The organism is Bradyrhizobium sp. URHA0013, assembly GCF_000518345.1.
In the GTDB taxonomy this organism is placed as follows: domain Bacteria; phylum Pseudomonadota; class Alphaproteobacteria; order Rhizobiales; family Xanthobacteraceae; genus Bradyrhizobium.
The window spans coordinates 1-15,961 of sequence record NZ_KI912426.1 but is presented as its reverse complement, the minus strand read 5'-3'; the positions used below and the strand labels follow the sequence as shown (position 1 = coordinate 15,961).

Here is a 15,961-nt window from a genome sequence, read left to right as displayed (position 1 = left end):
CGGTCATCGCAGTTCACAGGACAGTTTCCAAATGTTCAAGGAATGTTGGAGCGACACTCTGCTCAAGAGCGCTGATAATCGTCTTCAATCCGGATGATGTCGTCTTCACCGAGATAGCTTCCAGTCTGGACCTCGATCAGCTCCAGCATGATTTTACCGGGGTTCTCCATCCGGTGCACCGCGCCCATCGGAATGTAGATCGACTCGTTCTCGTGCACGCTTTTGACGGTCTCGTTGACGGTGACGCGGGCGGTGCCGCGGACCACGATCCAGTGCTCGGCACGATGATGGTGCTTCTGCAGCGACAGACGCCCGCCGGGCTTGACCACGATGCGCTTGACCTGGTGGCGCTCGCCATTGTCGACCGACTGGTAGCTGCCCCAGGGCCGATGCACCTTGAGATGCTCCTCGGTGACTTTCGGCGCGACCGCCTTGAGTTTTGTAACCAGCCGCTTGAGCCCGTTGGCATCCTTCTGGCGCGAGACCAGCACCGCGTCCGCAGTCGCAACCACGATGAGATCGTCGACGCCTTCGAGTGCGACCAGCGCAGAGTCTGTGGTGACGTTGCAGTTGCGGGAATCCTCGAACACGGCGGCGCCATGCGAAGCATTGCCTTGCGCGTCCTTGTCCGACAATTCCCACACCGCGTGCCAGGAGCCGACGTCGGACCAGCCGCAGGACACCGGCACCACAGCGGCGCGCGCGGTCTTCTCCATCACCGCATAGTCGATGGAGATCGCCTTGGCCGCGCCGAACGCCTCGGGCTCCAGCGTCACGAAGCCGAGATCGCGGCCGGCATTGCTAACAGCATTGGAAATCGCCTCCACACTCGCCGCATCGATCTTGCGGTATTCGTCGAGCAGGACGCCGGCCGGGAACATGAAGTTGCCGCTGTTCCAGAGATAGCCGGAATTGACGTAGTCGGCTGCCTTCACCGCATCCGGCTTCTCGACGAAGCGCGCGACCGCGTGTACCTCGCCGGAGATGACCTCGCCCGGGCTGATATAGCCGTATTCGGTCGCCGGCCGCTCCGGCTTGACGCCGAAGGTGACGATGCGCCCGGTACTCGCGGCGGTGAGGCCCTGGCGACACGCCGCGACGAAGGCCGCATTGTCCTGCACCACGTGGTCGGCGGCGAGCGCGAGCACGATCGCCTCACTCGCGCGGTTCTGCGCGAACACCGCGCCGGCTGCAATCGCCGGGCCGGAATCCCGCCGCATCGGCTCGAGGATCACGTCGGCCTCGATGCCGATTTCCGCGAGCTGCTCCAGCACCATGAAGCGGTAGGAGGCGTTGGTGATGACGATCGGGCGATCGAACAGCGAGGCCTCCGAGACGCGCAACAGCGTGTCCTGGAAGGTCGAGCGGGTGCCGAACAGCGGCAGGAATTGCTTGGGGCGCACCTCGCGCGAAGCCGGCCACAGCCGCGTTCCGGCACCGCCGCACATGATCAGGGGGATAATTCTTTGGGACACGTGTGAGCTACTCAAGAGAGGGGGTTATACGCGGTGATAATTTTGATACCATTCGACAAAGCGACCCAAGCCATCCGCCAGCGGCGTCGAGGGCGTGAAGCCGACGTCGCGTTGCAGGGCCGAAATGTCGGCACGCGTCTCGAGGACGTCGCCAGCCTGCATCGGCAAAAGCGTGCGGATCGCAGGCTTGCCGATGATCTTCTCCAGTGTCTCGACGAACTCGATCAAATTGACCGAGCAATTGTTGCCGATGTTGTAGACGCGATACGGCGCATAGCTCGACGAGTTTTCCGGCTGCTCGGCGTTCCACGCGGGATTCGGCGTCGCGGGGCGATCGAGGGTGCGGATCACGCCCTCGACGATGTCGTCGACATAGGTGAAATCGCGCCACATATTTCCATGATTGAAAAGCTTGATCGGGTCACCCGCGAAGATCGCGCGCGTGAAGAGCCAGGCGGCCATGTCGGGCCGGCCCCATGGACCATAGACGGTGAAGAAGCGAAGACCGGTCACCGGCAGCTTGTGAACATGTGCGAACGTGTGCGCCATCAGCTCGTTGGCCTTCTTGCTCGCGGCATAGAGGCTGACCGGATGATTGACCGAATGCTCGGTCGAATACGGCAAGGTGCGATTGGCGCCATACACGGAACTCGACGAGGCGTAGACGAGATGCGCCAGGCCGTGGCGCCGGCCGGCTTCGAGCACGGTGACGAAGCCATCACAATTGGCGCGGATGCTGGTGATGGGATCGTCGATCGACGCGCGCACGCCGGGCTGCGCCGCGAGGTGCACCACGCGATCGGGCGAGACCTCATCGAACACACGCGTCACCGCAGCGAAGTCGGCAAGATCGATCTCGTGGAATGTGAAGGCATCATGCTTGAGCGTCTCGAGGCGAGCGCGCTTGAGCGCCGGATCATAGTAAGGGGTTACTGCGTCGATGCCGACAACTCGTTCCCCGCGCGCGCGCAAGCGCTCACAGACATGCATGCCGATGAAGCCGGCAGCGCCGGTAACCACCACGGGGGCCAAAATAAACTCCGTTGTTCGTCCTCATATACCGCATTGCCCGACTGAACCGGTAGAGGCAAGGATTCAGTGGCCCGGGTACGCCGGCATCACCCGCCAGCGACATATCGCAGCAAGCCCACCGCTGCGGATGGGGGAAAATCCTCACTCATCCCATAGCCTCATGGTCATGGTCCTATCGCGGTCGATCAAGCTCAACCTTCACCAAGTGTCGCATCGCTCAGTCCAGCTCCCCTGCAAACGGAAAATGAACGTGAAAGCATGGCAGACAGTTGGGACGGTCACCAAGCTAAAAGACCTGAAAAGTTCAGCAAAACTTGGCTGTCACGATCCTCACGCACGAAAAGTATCAGGGAGCTTCAAGAACAGAGCAGGAACGACCGAGCAATGAACATGCGTGATACGGCAAGCAGCATGTACCAATCCTCGATGACGGGTTTGAGAACGGATAAGCCTAGGAGAGCTAGGTCGACCTGGGCCACCAGCGAGAGACCATTAATAGCTTCGCTATATGCTGCAGGGTTCGACGATAACCGGCCATCCTGCGAAGTGCACCCGCGGTCATGGAAGAAGCAGGCGCTTGGTGAGCTGCTGCCGGTTTGATGGACACCGAGTTAAGCTAATCCCACCTTGCGTTCGAACTCAACGGGGCTGATGCATCCGATCGTGGAATGACGTCGGGTTGGATTGTAGAACCTCTCGATGTAGTCGAACACATCTGCCCTGGCCTCGTTCCTGGTGCGATAGAGTTTGCGCTCGGTGCGCTAGGTCTTCAGCGAAGAGAAGAAGCTCTCCATCGCTGCGTTGTCCCAGACTTGCCGGACCAGCTCATGCTGCACACAACGCCGTTGTCAACCATCAGGCGCTGGAACTGTTCGCTGGCGTATTGGCTGCCACGATCGGAGTGATGCATCAGGGCATCCGGCTTGCCGCGTCGCCAGATGGCCATCAGAAGGGCGTCGGCGACCAACTGCGCCGTCATGCTGGCGCTCATCGACCAGCCGACCACTCGTCGCGAGAACAGGTCGATCCCGGCCGACACGTAGAGCCAGCCCTCGGCCGTCCAGATATAGGTGAAGTCGGCAATCCACTTCTGGTTCGGCCGCTCGGCTGCAAACTGCCGGTCCAGAAGGTTCGCCGGCACGTTCGCTACCTGGCGATCGCCTTCATCCTTCGGCAGACGCTGGCGCCGTGGCCTCGCACGCAAGGCCTGCAGGCGCATCAGCCGCTCGATCCGATGCAGACCGCATTCGACGCCATCTGCCAAAAGGTCTCTCCAGACACGCCGTGCCCCGTAGGTCCGGTCGCTGGCAAGAAAGCTTGCCTTCACCTTTAGGCCGACCGCTTCGTCGCTGCGGGATGTGGCGCCTGGGCGATCGGGTCCAGCCAGGCATGGAAGCCCGACGCGATACGCCCATTGCTTCGCATAGGCGATGAAGCCGAACTTCATGCCGCTTCCTTCGCGAAGTAGGCAGCGGCCTTTTTTAGGATGTCCCGCTCTGCCTTCAGCGTGTTGACCTCGCGCCGCAACCGCTTGATCTCTTGCTGCTCAGGCTTCATCTGCCCGTGGCCGGGGAAGGCCTGCACCGGAGCGGAGCCGAACTCCTTCACCCATTTGCGCAGCACGTTCTCATGGACGCCCAGGTCGCGGCCCGCCTGCGTCACCGAGACCCCGCGTTCCTTGACAAGCTTGACCGCCTCGACCTTGAACTCTCGACTGAACTTCCGTCTCTGCATCACCTACCTCCGACTTCATGAAACACCCAATCTCGGTGTCCATCAAACCGGCAGCAGCTCAAACCGGATGACTTCGCCAAGGCAAGATCCACAATTGCGATCACAAGGATCGCGCCCCAATACGCTGGTTGCCCCGGAGAGTGGCAGCCTTGCGATCAATGGCTGCCTTGCGCCATAAGGCCGCAGCGGTGTGCGCGGAGAATGGTTTAATATTTAAATCTCGGCTATCGACATCTCAAAGGATTTTTATTTGAATATTGTACGATTAACAGAGTTCACAGCATGGCTTCCGCTCCCCCTGGCCGCATGCGGAGAGCTCTTTGCGACCTTAATGAACGTGCTTGGTTTGGTCGAAATCGATGTCGCGTCTCCGCTCGCCTCAGTCGTGTTACCTGCATTGCACCTGAGAGGTGCGGCGCGAAGTGATCGTCGCCCAGCAATCCGAGTGCTGCACTATATGGGCACGAATTTCGGCATGACCGGCGTCGAGACATTTATTCTGCAATTGACGACGGCTCAGAAGCGCCGCGGACTTGTTCCGGCCATTGCAATGGAACTCAGCAATAGACAGGACGTTTTGAAGATCGCCAGCGAGCGCGGCATAGCCGTCTACGACCTGCCCGGCAGGGCCTTTGCTCGCTTTCTACCGCGGAAAGCCGTGACTGCACTGTTGCGCACACGGCGAATTCGATTTCTTTACAATCTGCTCAAAGACAATGACGTATTGCATGTCCAAGCAGTTGGGCTTTCCTGCTTAGACGGTTTTGTCGCAGCGGCCCTCGCGGGCAAACCGGTCATCGTCACTCATCACGGCACGTTGAGCTGGTTCGCCGCGCAGCGCGATCGGCTCGCAGACGTTACCTTCTGGATCGAGAAGAAAATCGCATCAACAATCGTAATGCCTTATAAAGCCGCGCTTGCCGAGCTGAACTCCGAGGGAGTGTCTGCCGCCCGATCCAGCGTCATTCCGTTCTGCGTTGACGAACAGCTGTTCGCTAGAGCTCCGGCACCATCGACCAACGACAATTTTACACTTGCCCTCGTCGCCCGCATGGTCAGCGGCAAGGGTCATATCGAACTGTTGAGTGCGCTCTCCAACCTTGCACCACGTTATCCCAAACTCCGGGTCATGTTTATCGGCGATGGACCGACACGAGGCCAGATTGAAGAGACAATCGACCACCTCGGTTTACGGCAAATTGTTGAATGCAAGGGCAAGGTCGATCACCGCGCGGTGCCCGCGCTGATGCGCAGCTCTCAACTTATAGTGCTTCCCACGTATGAGCCTGGAGAGATGTACCCACTTTGTCTTCTCGAAGGGATGGCGCTTGGCTTGCCCGCCATTGGTACACGATGGTCTGGTATTCCGGACATTATCGACGACGGTGTAACGGGCATCATAGTTGAACCAAGGGATGAAGGCGGACTCGAACAAGCAATCGAACGCTTCATCACCGACATCGGCTTTCTCACGCGAGCCAGTGAAGCTGCGTTCGCCAGGGCACGCTCGCGATTTACAGCCAGCATTGTGGCCGATAGCTATACGGATCTATATCGCGAGGCGATGTTGAGCCGCGTGCGCGTAACTTCACATCAGATAAGAATTCGCCCACCCCGCAAACTGTCCTAGGAGAAACGACTTAGATCGACTCTTGGTGAGCCTGCTCCAACAGCAAACACGATTTGGGCCTCGTCTAAATATGCTACTTCCATATCGGCTTCGGCCGCTGCGCGAGATCTCAAGGCCTTTGCAGCGTGTAGATCCCCAATGCGAGTGCTTACGATGCTTCAGACGAATTGTCGAGCGACCATTATGGGAAGAAGAGTACGAACTTTCCGCACCACAGGTTCCTACTCGGATCGTGGCTCTCGTGCTCGAGTATCGTCCAAAACAAATAAAATTGAAAATGAATCTTGATGTCCACGCATCGGGTCAACGCAACCGTGCATTTGTGAGCTGCCGTCAATCTTTTGGGAAGCACCGTTGCCAGCTCACGAAAAGTCGTTGGGCGAAACGACAATCTCTCGAGATCGGGACGAGGCGATGGCGGCAGAACCTGCCTGCGTTAGGATGAGCTGTCCATCCGAGAGTTCGACCAAGCCCATGTCGAGCAGCATCTGGAAAACGTGCTGGTCAAGGGGGAATAACCCTACGCGCTTGGCTCGTATATCCCTCAACGCCCAGCGCAGGACAATGGCACGCTCTCGATCTGCCGGCGCCGCCCAAACGTCTTCTTTAAATACTGCCTTGTGCAGGGATGACTGAGAGAGCCACGTGAGGTCCTTAGGCTCGCTTGATTCATCGGCCTTAAGCGGGTGCTTGATACCACCACCGCTCATCGTATCGACGGGTTCAGGCTGGGCTAGGGCCAGCTTAGCGTCAACGGATTCCATTGCCGCCGAAGTTTGGTTGGACCTGGAGGTTGGCGAACCAATCGCTTCCATAATCGGCGGATCTTGAACAACTGCTTTGGCCACCTCTTGATCGAAGAGCACCCGCAATCTGTCAGGTATGTTAGTTTCAATTAATGGCAGAACAGCAGCGGTTGAGAGCGGCGCGGTCAATACCTCTGTGAGTTCCTCACCCGTTAAACAATTAGTCCACCGCGCGAAAGGGTGATCGCGCGAGTCCAGGCCATCTGGGCCCGGAGAGACCAATTCGCTAGCGTCGTCGCCCGCTTCTGGCGACGATGGGAAATCACCGCCGGCAATTGAGTCCGCGCCGACCTCCCGAGCCGATATCGACGAAACGGCATAGGTCGGCGCAGATATGGCGAGAATCGATTCAGCCGGATAGATTTCTGGTGGATCAAAATGATTAGACGCCGGAATAACCCCAATTGCCGGTTTCGTCTCCGAATTGAGCACCGACATCGGAACCTGGAATGCCTCACGCGCTTCCGGCAAAACTAGATTTGCTTCAGCGTCACCTGCCCCAGCAATGTGGCCTCCAAGATCGGCTTGGTAAGCCTCAGAACTTTTCTGCAACAACGTGTCTGAGGGCATGGATGACTGGTCAGCAACTACATTTCGAGCGGGAGCAGTGCTCGACGCAACCGACGCCGATGGAGGCAAATAAGTTGTCTCGCTCGCCGACAAGCAAGCGCCAGGAACATCGCCCAACATGAGCTGGTTGTCAGGATAGACATCTGGCCCATCATTCCCGAGCGGAGCGTGCACTTCCTGCGAGTTGGCCTCAAGCGGCGCTTCAACTACCGTTATCGATTCTATGTCAATTAGCGAAGGTTGAGCAGTTATTTCCTCGGGGCGATCCGCCGGCACCCATGCGTTCACGGCATCGACTCTGGCCGCCAGCGCCATCTCGATGTTGACCACGAGAACGGGTCTTGCATTCTCGATAGGCTGGCCTTCGTTCGCTTGCGGTGAAGCTAGTTCAGGCTCGACGCTTGGCTCTATTTGCGAATGAGGAATTATCGTAGACGAATCACCACCGGCTTCGTCTCCCGTAGCAACGGGCGAAAGTAGCTCGTCGCCACCAGCCTTCGTCTGGAGAAGGGCATCGCCTTCCGGCAATGAGTAAAGCCTGTGATCGTTTGAATTCGGATGTCTCGCTTCAGCAGACTCTTCTTTTACGGACTCGATCTCCGTAGTGGCTGACTCACCCACGTCCGACGATGTCGCGTCATACGTTACGAAGTCACTTGTCAATCTGAGCGGTTCGTTGAGCAAGCGTCGAAATTCTTCGACGTTCCAATCGACCAGGTCAATTTCCGGCATCTTTAACCTTCTGTTGGAATTTTCGAAACAACGATGTGCGTCAAAGCGACCAAGGACATTCCTGACGAGATTTCGTTTAATGAAAACAACCCCATTTGCCTTACTTAAATACCGCCCCTATTGATAATCGAAAGGCCCGACTGCGCCTTCGGTCATTGCCCAGAGGGACCTTTCGCGCCGCCGACACGAAAGAAAATAAATATAATAATATATACTAACCAGAGAATTATTTAAATGATAAAAGATTAAATTGGGATGGAGCCTGTAACCGCGAAAACACCTTCGGATTTTTCGGATTTCGCAGGATAGGTAATGCTCCTGCGCAAGCTGCAGAAGCGCACCGCGAAACGTGCGGTGCCAAGCCCCCCTCATCTGGACAACGTATGGACGCGCTCATCAACGTGGGCCAATTCTTGGCGGCGACTTTGGTATCGGCGGCGATCCACTTCCCGCTGGAGATCACGCGAATCCTGCTGAACTTTGGCGTTGCGCCCGCAGCGCGATATGCGCGCCGTCAGAAGGCCCGGACAATCGCTTTGGAAGTCGCACGGACACGCGAAAGACTTGTCTATCTCATTGATGAAGGGCAAGTGCTCCTGGCGAGACTTCGTGATGCAGACAAGGATGCCGACGCCTGCCGATCTCACACACGAGCGTGGACAGCGCAGGTTGAAGAATTCCTCAGCAGCGACTTTGGCAACGTCTATGTGAGCCGTTTTCAATCGAGATCAATCGTCGACCTCGGTGGAATTGCCGGCGTTCCGCCGGAGCGATTGTCGGACTGGAGAGATCTGAGAGATGCCGTATCTAATCTGGAGCTGTTCGGCTCAGAGCTGCACTTAGCATAGCGCCTCACCTTGGCGCGACGAGCGTCAGCCGTGCTTCCTGCTCAAGCATTCCTGTACGAGCGGCAAAGGCACCGTACAGCGACGAGTTCTCACGCATTGACGTGCGCTTACCTATCATGCCGAGGCAGGGGATAATACGGGCTGCTATCGCGGCCCATCGTTTTCCGCAATCCGGAGCACTGTGCCGAACGGACTGCTTAAAGCAAATACAGATACTAGGCCCGACAACGCACTACCAGAGGTAGTGACCTAGTAACCCGATGCCGAGCGATATCAAACGCGGGACGCATGTCCCTTTGGCCGACGGTCGCCGGACTTCCGCTTGGCGGCTCCAGACTGAGAGATCGCGAACTCTTCAATTTGGCGACCTGTCTTCAAAGCTGCCACCAACCAACGCGGCTGCTTTCCCCGGCCGGACCAGGTTTCTGTCGGGGAGTTCGGATTACGGTATTTTGGCAGTACTTGCGGATACTTACGGCGGGTTCGCTCCAAGTCGGAGGAGGACTGCGCACTCGCATGCCGAGCGTCATCCTCCCGGCGCAGTTGCGCAAGACGCTTCTCCAACTCCCGCTTTTCGGTTGTAAGACGCGTAGATAAGATTCGCCCGATCTCTTCGTGCAAATGCCACAACTCATCGACTGACATGCTATCGAAGTTCAACTTTTGGGCCATCAAGATCGTCTCGGTCTAGAATCGCAGCAACGCGCAGACATTGCATTGATCTCATGACGCATTTCAAGCAACGCTGCAAGGACTTCTCAGATAGTGCGACAAAACCAAGCTTCGATCTTCAGCAACAATTGCTAACGATCGCGAACGATTGCTACCGAACTTCCTGAATGTCTGACTGCATTCGATGAAGCGCGGCATAGCGCCCCCCACTCGTGATCAGCTCGTCGTGAGTTCCGTCTTCGACCAAGCGACCCCGGTCGATGGTAAATATTCGATTTGCCCGCCGAACAGTTGAGAGGCGATGAGCGATAATGAATACCGTCCGCCCTTGCGCGATCCGGCGCATGTTGTCCTGGATGATGCGCTCGCTTTCATAGTCGAGCGCACTTGTCGCTTCGTCGAAAATGAGAATGCGCGGATTTGTCACAAGAGCGCGCGCGATGGCGATTCGCTGTCGCTGTCCACCCGATAGACTAGTCCCACGTTCTCCCACGACCGTATCGTACCCCTCCTGGAGTTCGAGAATGAATTCGTGAGCGCCTGCTAGTTTTGCGGCCTCCACGACCCTTTCGATCGGCATGCTGGGATCTGACATTGCGATATTGTCGCGAATGGACTGGTTGAAAAGAACGCTCTCCTGCAACACAGCACCGATCTGCCGACGCAACCAAGACGTGTCGACCATGGATATGTCGACGCCGTCGATCAGTATTCGGCCGCTCTCTGGAATGAACAAGCGTTGAACCAGCTTGGCGACGGTGCTCTTCCCTGAGCCGGAAGGCCCAACGATGCCTATCACCTGCCCCGCGGAAATGTCGAAACTAACCTTGTGCAGCACCTCAGGTCCGTCGGGACGATAACGAAAAACGACGCGGTCGAAAGTGACGTCTCCCTTGATGGCGGGCAATGCCGAGCGAGCAGGATTGAATCTGGGTTCGGGCGGAGTATTGAGAATGTCGCCGAGACGGTCCACCGATATCTGTGCCTGGTGGAAGTCCTGCCAGATTTGCACGAGACGCAAGATCGGCTGACTCACGCGGCCCGCAAGTATGTTGAACGCAACGAGTTCGCCGACCGTCAGGTCGCCCGCGATCACAAGGCGAGCTCCAAAATACAGGATGCCGGCTGTCACGAGCTTGTTGACGAATTGAACGCTGTTACTTGCGTAGTTACCGAGCCGGAGAACCCTGAAACTCGCGGCTACGTATCCCGCCAGCTGCTCCTCCCAGCGTCTTTGCATCTGCGGTTCGATCGCCATTGCCTTCAACGTATCGACACCATTGACGCATTCGACAAGAAAAGCCTGGTTCTCAGCACCACGCTTGAATTTTTCGTCGAGCAAGTATCGAAATCGCGGCGTTGCCCCGACAGAGATCAATATGTAGAGCGGGAATCCGGCGACAACGATTCCCGTGAGCAGCGGCGAATAACAAAGCATGACGCCTAAAAAAACAAAGGTGAAGAAGAGATCGATGACCAGCGTCAGGGCCGAACTCGTAAGGAAATTTCGAATGTTCTCGAGCTCACGCACACGGGCAACGGAATCGCCCACCCGCCTGACTTGGAAATATGCAGTCGGCAGGGCAAGCAGATGCTGAAACAGCCTTGCTCCGAGTTCGACGTCGATGCGATTGGTCGCATGAGAAAAGAGGTAAGTGCGCAGGATGCTAAGAATGGTCTCGAACAGACCGATCCCAATGAGACCGATCGCAAGCACATCCAGCGTGCTGAGACTTCGTTGCACCAGCACCTTGTCGATAACCGCTTGAAAAAACAGCGGCGACGCGAGACCGAGGAGTTGGAGGAAGAAGGATCCGACCAGCACCTCATAAAGTTGAGCGCGGTATTTATGAATTGCCCCGAGGAACCAAGACAAATCGAAACGACGCGTCAGCTCTGTAAGGCTCGCACGCTTCGTCATGAGAACGAGACGCCCGTCCCATACGGCTTCCAGATCGGCCCTCGTCATCAATTCAGGCCGGGGCGTCCTGGTCGACTGAGCGACGACCTTGTCGTCGCCGACCTTGCCAAGGAGGAGAAATCCACCGTCCTTGAGAGCGGCGATAGCAGGCAGAGGAGTTTTAAGCAGCCGCCCCCAATCCGTCTTCAGTTCACGTGCCTTGAGACCAAATACTCTGGCACAACGTACCATCTCTGCGGTACCAACGTCCGCCATGCCGCAATGATGTCGTATTTGCACAGGGTCCGCACTGACGCCATGAAAGCGTAACAGCATCGCGAGTGCTATGAGACCAGAATCATTTTGGCCCGGCATATCCGGATGTACGGTCATTATTTGCCCTGTTGGCAGCCCACGTCACCATCCGACGCCAACCTTAGATGATATTTCTTATTGGTAAACTTATAGCCATAATCGGGCGGCGATTTGGCACGCGATTTTCCAAAAATATCCTCATTCGGGAGAGAACAATGGAAGTTTAGGCATTATTCTCAAAGCACGGTCAGGCAGGAGAACGGATTCATTGCAGATTATTCGGAAATATGCAATAAATTCATGGGATATGAAAATGAAGTCAACTTCGAAATTGCTGCAATTTCCGATCGCTCCCAAGCCGCGGGAGAACGAAGAACTCGAATTTCTGCCGGCAGCCCTCGAGATTGTTGAAACTCCACCCTCGCCGCTCGGACGCGCGATAGGGGGAACGATACTCGCGATGCTCGTCCTAGGCCTTGCCTGGTCAGCTTTCGGTCGCGTTGACATCGTCGCAACCGCGACCGGAAAAGTCATTCCGACCGGTCGCAGCAAGGTCATCCAGCCCTTTGAAACGGGTGTCGTGCGCTCCATTCGCGTCTCCGAGGGCGAATTCGTCAAGTCGGGTCAAACGTTGATTGAACTCGATCCGACAATAAACGACGGCGAGATCAATCATCTTCAGAGCGACCTCCAATCTGCGCAACTCGATACTGCGAGATTGAGGGCGGCGCTGGCAGATACGGATGAGCCTCTGGATGCTTTCTTTCCTCCGGCGACAGCCAACCCGGATCGGGTGGCAATGCAGCGTCAGTTTCTGATCGCGCAAGTCTCAGAGCACCGAGCCAAGATTGCTTCGCTGGACGGTCAGAAAGCGCAGAAGGAAGCTGCGCTGGCAAGCATTACTGCGACCATCAGCAAACTCGATGCAGTTATTCCTACCATCGAGGAACGCGTAAACATCCGCAAGACCCTCAATGAGTTCGGATCCAAACTGCAGTATTTCGAGGTCCTTCAGCAATTGACTGAGAGCCAGCAGGAACGATTGGTTCAAAAGAGTCACGTCGCTGAAATGCAAGCCGCGATCACGACAATATTGGAAACGCGCTCTCAGACTAAGGCCGAGTACCGTCGAACTTTACTGGCAGAGCTTGCGGAAGCTGAAAGAAAAGCTGCGGGTTTCACCGCCGATCTTTCGAAGGCTGAACAGCGGGCCAAGCTGCAATCGTTGACTGCGCCCGTATCCGGCACGGTTCAGCAACTCGCCGTTCATACGGTCGGCGGCGTGGTAACTCCAGCGCAAGCGCTGATGGTCATCGTTCCTCTGGATAGCAACCTGGAAATTGAGGCCTCCGTAAACAATCGAGACATTGGCTTTATCCATACGGGCGACGAGGTCGCGATCAAGGTCGACACCTTCGATTTCACGAGATACGGCCTTCTTCACGGAAAGGTCTTGAGCATCTCGTCAGATTCTGTCACGCGCGAGGTTCCCGGCGAAAAGACAGCAGATAAGCAGGCGCCAGGATCCACTAGCACGACAAGCGAGCCTAAGGGCCAGGAAATGACCTATGTAGCTCGCATTTCGGTCGCAGACCCTCGTCTTCAGATCGATGACAAGTTCGTCAGCTTGTCACCGGGAATGGCCGTCACCGCCGAGATCAAGACAGGGTCCCGAAGGCTTATAAGTTACCTGCTGTCGCCCCTGATGAAATACAAGCAAGAGAGCCTGCGCGAACGCTGATACGGTCATCTGACCGGCGAGATAACGGCTCGAACGCTCTGCTTCGGGCCCGCTTGAGGCGAGAGCAACGATCGCTTGCTTCCAGCTTGAGGCGAGAGAAGCCTCGTTGAAGCCGCGCCCCGTTGCGTCGTGCGAACAAGCGGCGGGGCCGCAACACGCGTTTCGCGCATGGAAGAACCTGAACGTTCGGAAGCAAGTGGCAAATTCGGCTTCGAGCCCGCCGATATGTTGGTATGACTCAAGTCGGCACCGACCAATGCTCCGGTAATCGTGGGACCGCCTGATGGCAGAACATGCCCGGCGCATGACGATGGATCCAACGTTGCCCACTCCGGAAATCGAGAAGAACCGAGCTTCACCAAATCGAGATTGGCTGGAGCTGACGCCATATCCGGATAAACCCAATAGGGCATCGCAGCCATAGGCGGGCGGTCAAATGGCTCTCTTCCGCCATTTCCCATCGAATTCAGTGCCTCATTTTCCTGAATTTTCGATTCCGTCGACCCACGCAGTTCAACCTGGCTGGCGGACGTCATTTCACGCCCTATCGAAGCAGAGTTTCTGGAGGAATTAGCCAGCGTCTCGGACCGAGGTGTTGAGTCATCCTTCGAGGCAGGGAATGTCTGTGTTGATTTTGCTAAGAGCCGTGGCAGGAACGATGGTTCCGGCGGAGAGGTTTCACCTTGCCGCAACGGAACAGCTAGATAGTCCGCCTCGCCAGGAAGTGGGTAGGGCACATCGTACTCGATCCTCTTGAAAGCGGCCGGAGGATCGATGGGAGCGTCGCGCTTCTGTAGTAGACTACGGGCTTCTGCAGCGTGCGGCCCCTCTGGATACCTCTCCAGATATGACCACAGCGCCTCCGGCAAATCAGCGCGGCAGGTCCGCCGCCATATGAGCGTTTCGCGCCGAATTGCGCGAAGTACACTTAAGCGCTCCGCTAACGGATCGCGCCAATGACCCGCCAGATAATCCGAGTAGGAGTCTAGCGTATCCCGCAAGACTGCTGCGAAGTAGGCATCTTCCTTGGAGAGGGCAGACATCGGGCTCGAGCGCAGCCGGCCAATCTCCTGTGACGCCGATCGGTCCATCGCACCGGCCTCCGGTGCGAGCAGAGCGAACTGCGATCTAATGCCCGAACTGTGCCACGGCACTTGTGCTCCTTTCGTCATTTCATTGACGCGTACGCGAACACGCACAAATGTGTCAGCGAACGTGGAGCTCTCGGTGGGCATCATTTCGGCAATCGCCCTGACGTAGGGCCCGTAGCGGTCAGCTTGTTCGGAATTTTGTGCAATCATGCCTGGCGCTGCATTGAATGCGACCAGAATGTCGGGAGACGTCTCCAGCCACGCCAACCCGCTGGCAGGCGGCTGTCCGGAGATCAAGAATGGGGTTTCGCGAGCCGCATCCACGATAATGAATGCAGCCTTTGGATGAAGCGACGACAATGTCCGCGTCATTTCCGAGAGACGCAGAGAGCGTCGGGAAAGATCTGAAGCGTCAACAACGTCATCAGCGAGGTCGGTCGGCAGCAGATAGTTCTCTCCGCCGAATTGCAGCGCATAGCCGCTAAAGTAGACGGCGGCGATCGCATCAGGACTCGCCTCCGTCACCTTTTCTACAAAGCCGGAGAATGAACTTTTCAGGTTTTCACTATTCAGGTCACTGGTCTGGGTGACTGCAAATCCTGCCGAGTGCAACTTTTCGGCGATGTACCCGGCATCGCCCGCTGTGGTTCCGAGCCGCTGAACCCTGTACGATGCATTGCCGACAACGAGGGCTAAACGCTTCTCGGTCGAAGAAGCATTTGCCGGAAAGTTGCAAATGAAAAGCGCAAGAAGGGCGTAAGCTATCCTAATAACTGTCCCCCATAGATATTGGGCCGAACACGAACCGGGACTCTATCCCAATTGTTGGCTGGATTGAGCCGTCTGATGTGACGCAGTCAAATTCGCCAACTGCCCGCCGAACTCCTGCGTAGAGTTCGCGCTAATACCAGTCGCCGACGTCGGGAATGCCGATGCCACGTGCTGCGCCCACAGTGCGAGCCGCTGATCTATCGCAGCCATCCAAGTGCTTGATTGCTCCTCTGCCGCGATGGCAGCACTATCGGCCGCCTGGCTCGACAAAGTCTGGTCAACAGTAATGGATGCTCCGTCGCTTGACGCAAGGGAGTTGGAAGGCGTCGGCGCAGCCACCGTGACCTGCACGACGTTGTAGGTGTTGTTGGTCTCGTTGCTCTCGCTGAGTTGATTGTTGTAGTCGGCAATGCCACCGATGTAATAGGTGCCCGGCGCCAGATTGCCGGGCAGCGTTACCGTGACCTTCTGGCGGTCGTAGTAGCCGGGCTGGCTCACCGTTGCCAGCGTCCCCGTCGTCGAAATCGTCGTCAGCAGCGTGTCCAACGTGGTGATGGTCGCATCAGTCGAGATATAGATTCCAGCCGTGGTTGGCGTCGACGCCACGGTGTTGCCGAGGTTCATGTTGTAGGCGTCGACCGTCA

General features: G+C 57.0%; 10 protein-coding genes and 1 pseudogene. 3 read left to right on the top strand and 8 right to left on the bottom strand.

Going from position 1 to position 15,961, the window contains the following annotated elements; translation table 11 throughout:
- Positions 1-62: 62 nt before the first annotated feature.
- The 3 genes and pseudogenes from N551_RS0120645 to N551_RS36100 all read right to left on the bottom strand — a co-directional run bounded on the left by N551_RS0120645 (position 63) and on the right by N551_RS36100 (position 4,241).
- Positions 63-1,475 (bottom strand): mannose-1-phosphate guanylyltransferase/mannose-6-phosphate isomerase, encoded by a 1,413-nt coding sequence (locus N551_RS0120645; RefSeq protein WP_027568489.1) that lies wholly within the window; start codon positions 1,473-1,475, stop codon positions 63-65.
- A gap of 24 nt (positions 1,476-1,499) precedes the next feature.
- On the bottom strand, positions 1,500-2,507 hold the full coding sequence (locus tag N551_RS0120640) for an NAD-dependent epimerase/dehydratase family protein (protein ID WP_027568488.1): 1,008 nt from the start codon (positions 2,505-2,507) through the stop codon (positions 1,500-1,502).
- Between the two features lie 611 nt (positions 2,508-3,118).
- Positions 3,119-4,241, bottom strand: a pseudogene (locus N551_RS36100) (IS3 family transposase).
- Between the two features lie 331 nt (positions 4,242-4,572).
- Here N551_RS36100 and N551_RS36095 point away from each other — a divergent pair.
- Positions 4,573-5,871 (top strand): glycosyltransferase, encoded by a 1,299-nt coding sequence (locus tag N551_RS36095; protein WP_081747927.1) that lies wholly within the window; start codon positions 4,573-4,575, stop codon positions 5,869-5,871.
- A 362-nt stretch (positions 5,872-6,233) separates the two neighbouring features.
- On the opposite strand, the gene N551_RS39415 is transcribed toward N551_RS36095, so the two are convergent.
- Positions 6,234-7,979, bottom strand: coding sequence for a hypothetical protein (locus tag N551_RS39415; protein ID WP_245287829.1), 1,746 nt, complete (start codon positions 7,977-7,979; stop codon positions 6,234-6,236).
- Positions 7,980-8,362: 383 nt separating this feature from the next.
- Between N551_RS39415 and N551_RS0120615 the strand changes: the two genes are divergently transcribed.
- Entirely contained in the window at positions 8,363-8,827 is a 465-nt protein-coding gene (locus N551_RS0120615; RefSeq protein ID WP_027568486.1) for a hypothetical protein, read from the top strand.
- Between the two features lie 273 nt (positions 8,828-9,100).
- Here the strand turns inward: N551_RS0120615 and N551_RS37320 are convergent, their stop codons facing one another.
- Complete coding sequence (locus tag N551_RS37320; RefSeq protein WP_081747926.1) at positions 9,101-9,499, bottom strand: H-NS family nucleoid-associated regulatory protein; 399 nt, start codon at positions 9,497-9,499, stop codon at positions 9,101-9,103.
- Between the two features lie 151 nt (positions 9,500-9,650).
- A complete protein-coding gene (locus N551_RS0120610; RefSeq protein ID WP_027568485.1) occupies positions 9,651-11,792 on the bottom strand; it encodes a type I secretion system permease/ATPase in 2,142 nt (713 codons plus the stop codon).
- Positions 11,793-12,027: 235 nt separating this feature from the next.
- Between N551_RS0120610 and N551_RS0120605 the strand changes: the two genes are divergently transcribed.
- The gene (locus tag N551_RS0120605; RefSeq protein WP_027568484.1) at positions 12,028-13,455 is read left to right on the top strand and encodes an HlyD family type I secretion periplasmic adaptor subunit; all 1,428 of its coding nucleotides are present in this window, start codon (positions 12,028-12,030) and stop codon (positions 13,453-13,455) included.
- Positions 13,456-13,460: 5 nt separating this feature from the next.
- Here the strand turns inward: N551_RS0120605 and N551_RS38290 are convergent, their stop codons facing one another.
- Positions 13,461-15,284, bottom strand: coding sequence for a caspase family protein (locus tag N551_RS38290; protein ID WP_245287866.1), 1,824 nt, complete (start codon positions 15,282-15,284; stop codon positions 13,461-13,463).
- A gap of 75 nt (positions 15,285-15,359) precedes the next feature.
- A partial coding sequence (locus tag N551_RS36085; RefSeq protein ID WP_035961696.1) for a CARDB domain-containing protein occupies positions 15,360-15,961 on the bottom strand: 602 nt, incomplete at its 5' end.

Coding starts and splice junctions, on each gene's coding strand:
- N551_RS0120605 (WP_027568484.1), top strand. CDS start 12,028: ATGAAGTCAACTTCGAAATTGCTGCAATTTCCGATCGCTCCCAAGCCG.
- N551_RS0120615 (WP_027568486.1), top strand. CDS start 8,363: ATGGACGCGCTCATCAACGTGGGCCAATTCTTGGCGGCGACTTTGGTA.
- N551_RS36095 (WP_081747927.1), top strand. CDS start 4,573: ATGAACGTGCTTGGTTTGGTCGAAATCGATGTCGCGTCTCCGCTCGCC.
- N551_RS37320 (WP_081747926.1), bottom strand. CDS start 9,499: ATGGCCCAAAAGTTGAACTTCGATAGCATGTCAGTCGATGAGTTGTGG.
- N551_RS39415 (WP_245287829.1), bottom strand. CDS start 7,979: ATGCCGGAAATTGACCTGGTCGATTGGAACGTCGAAGAATTTCGACGC.
- N551_RS0120610 (WP_027568485.1), bottom strand. CDS start 11,792: ATGACCGTACATCCGGATATGCCGGGCCAAAATGATTCTGGTCTCATA.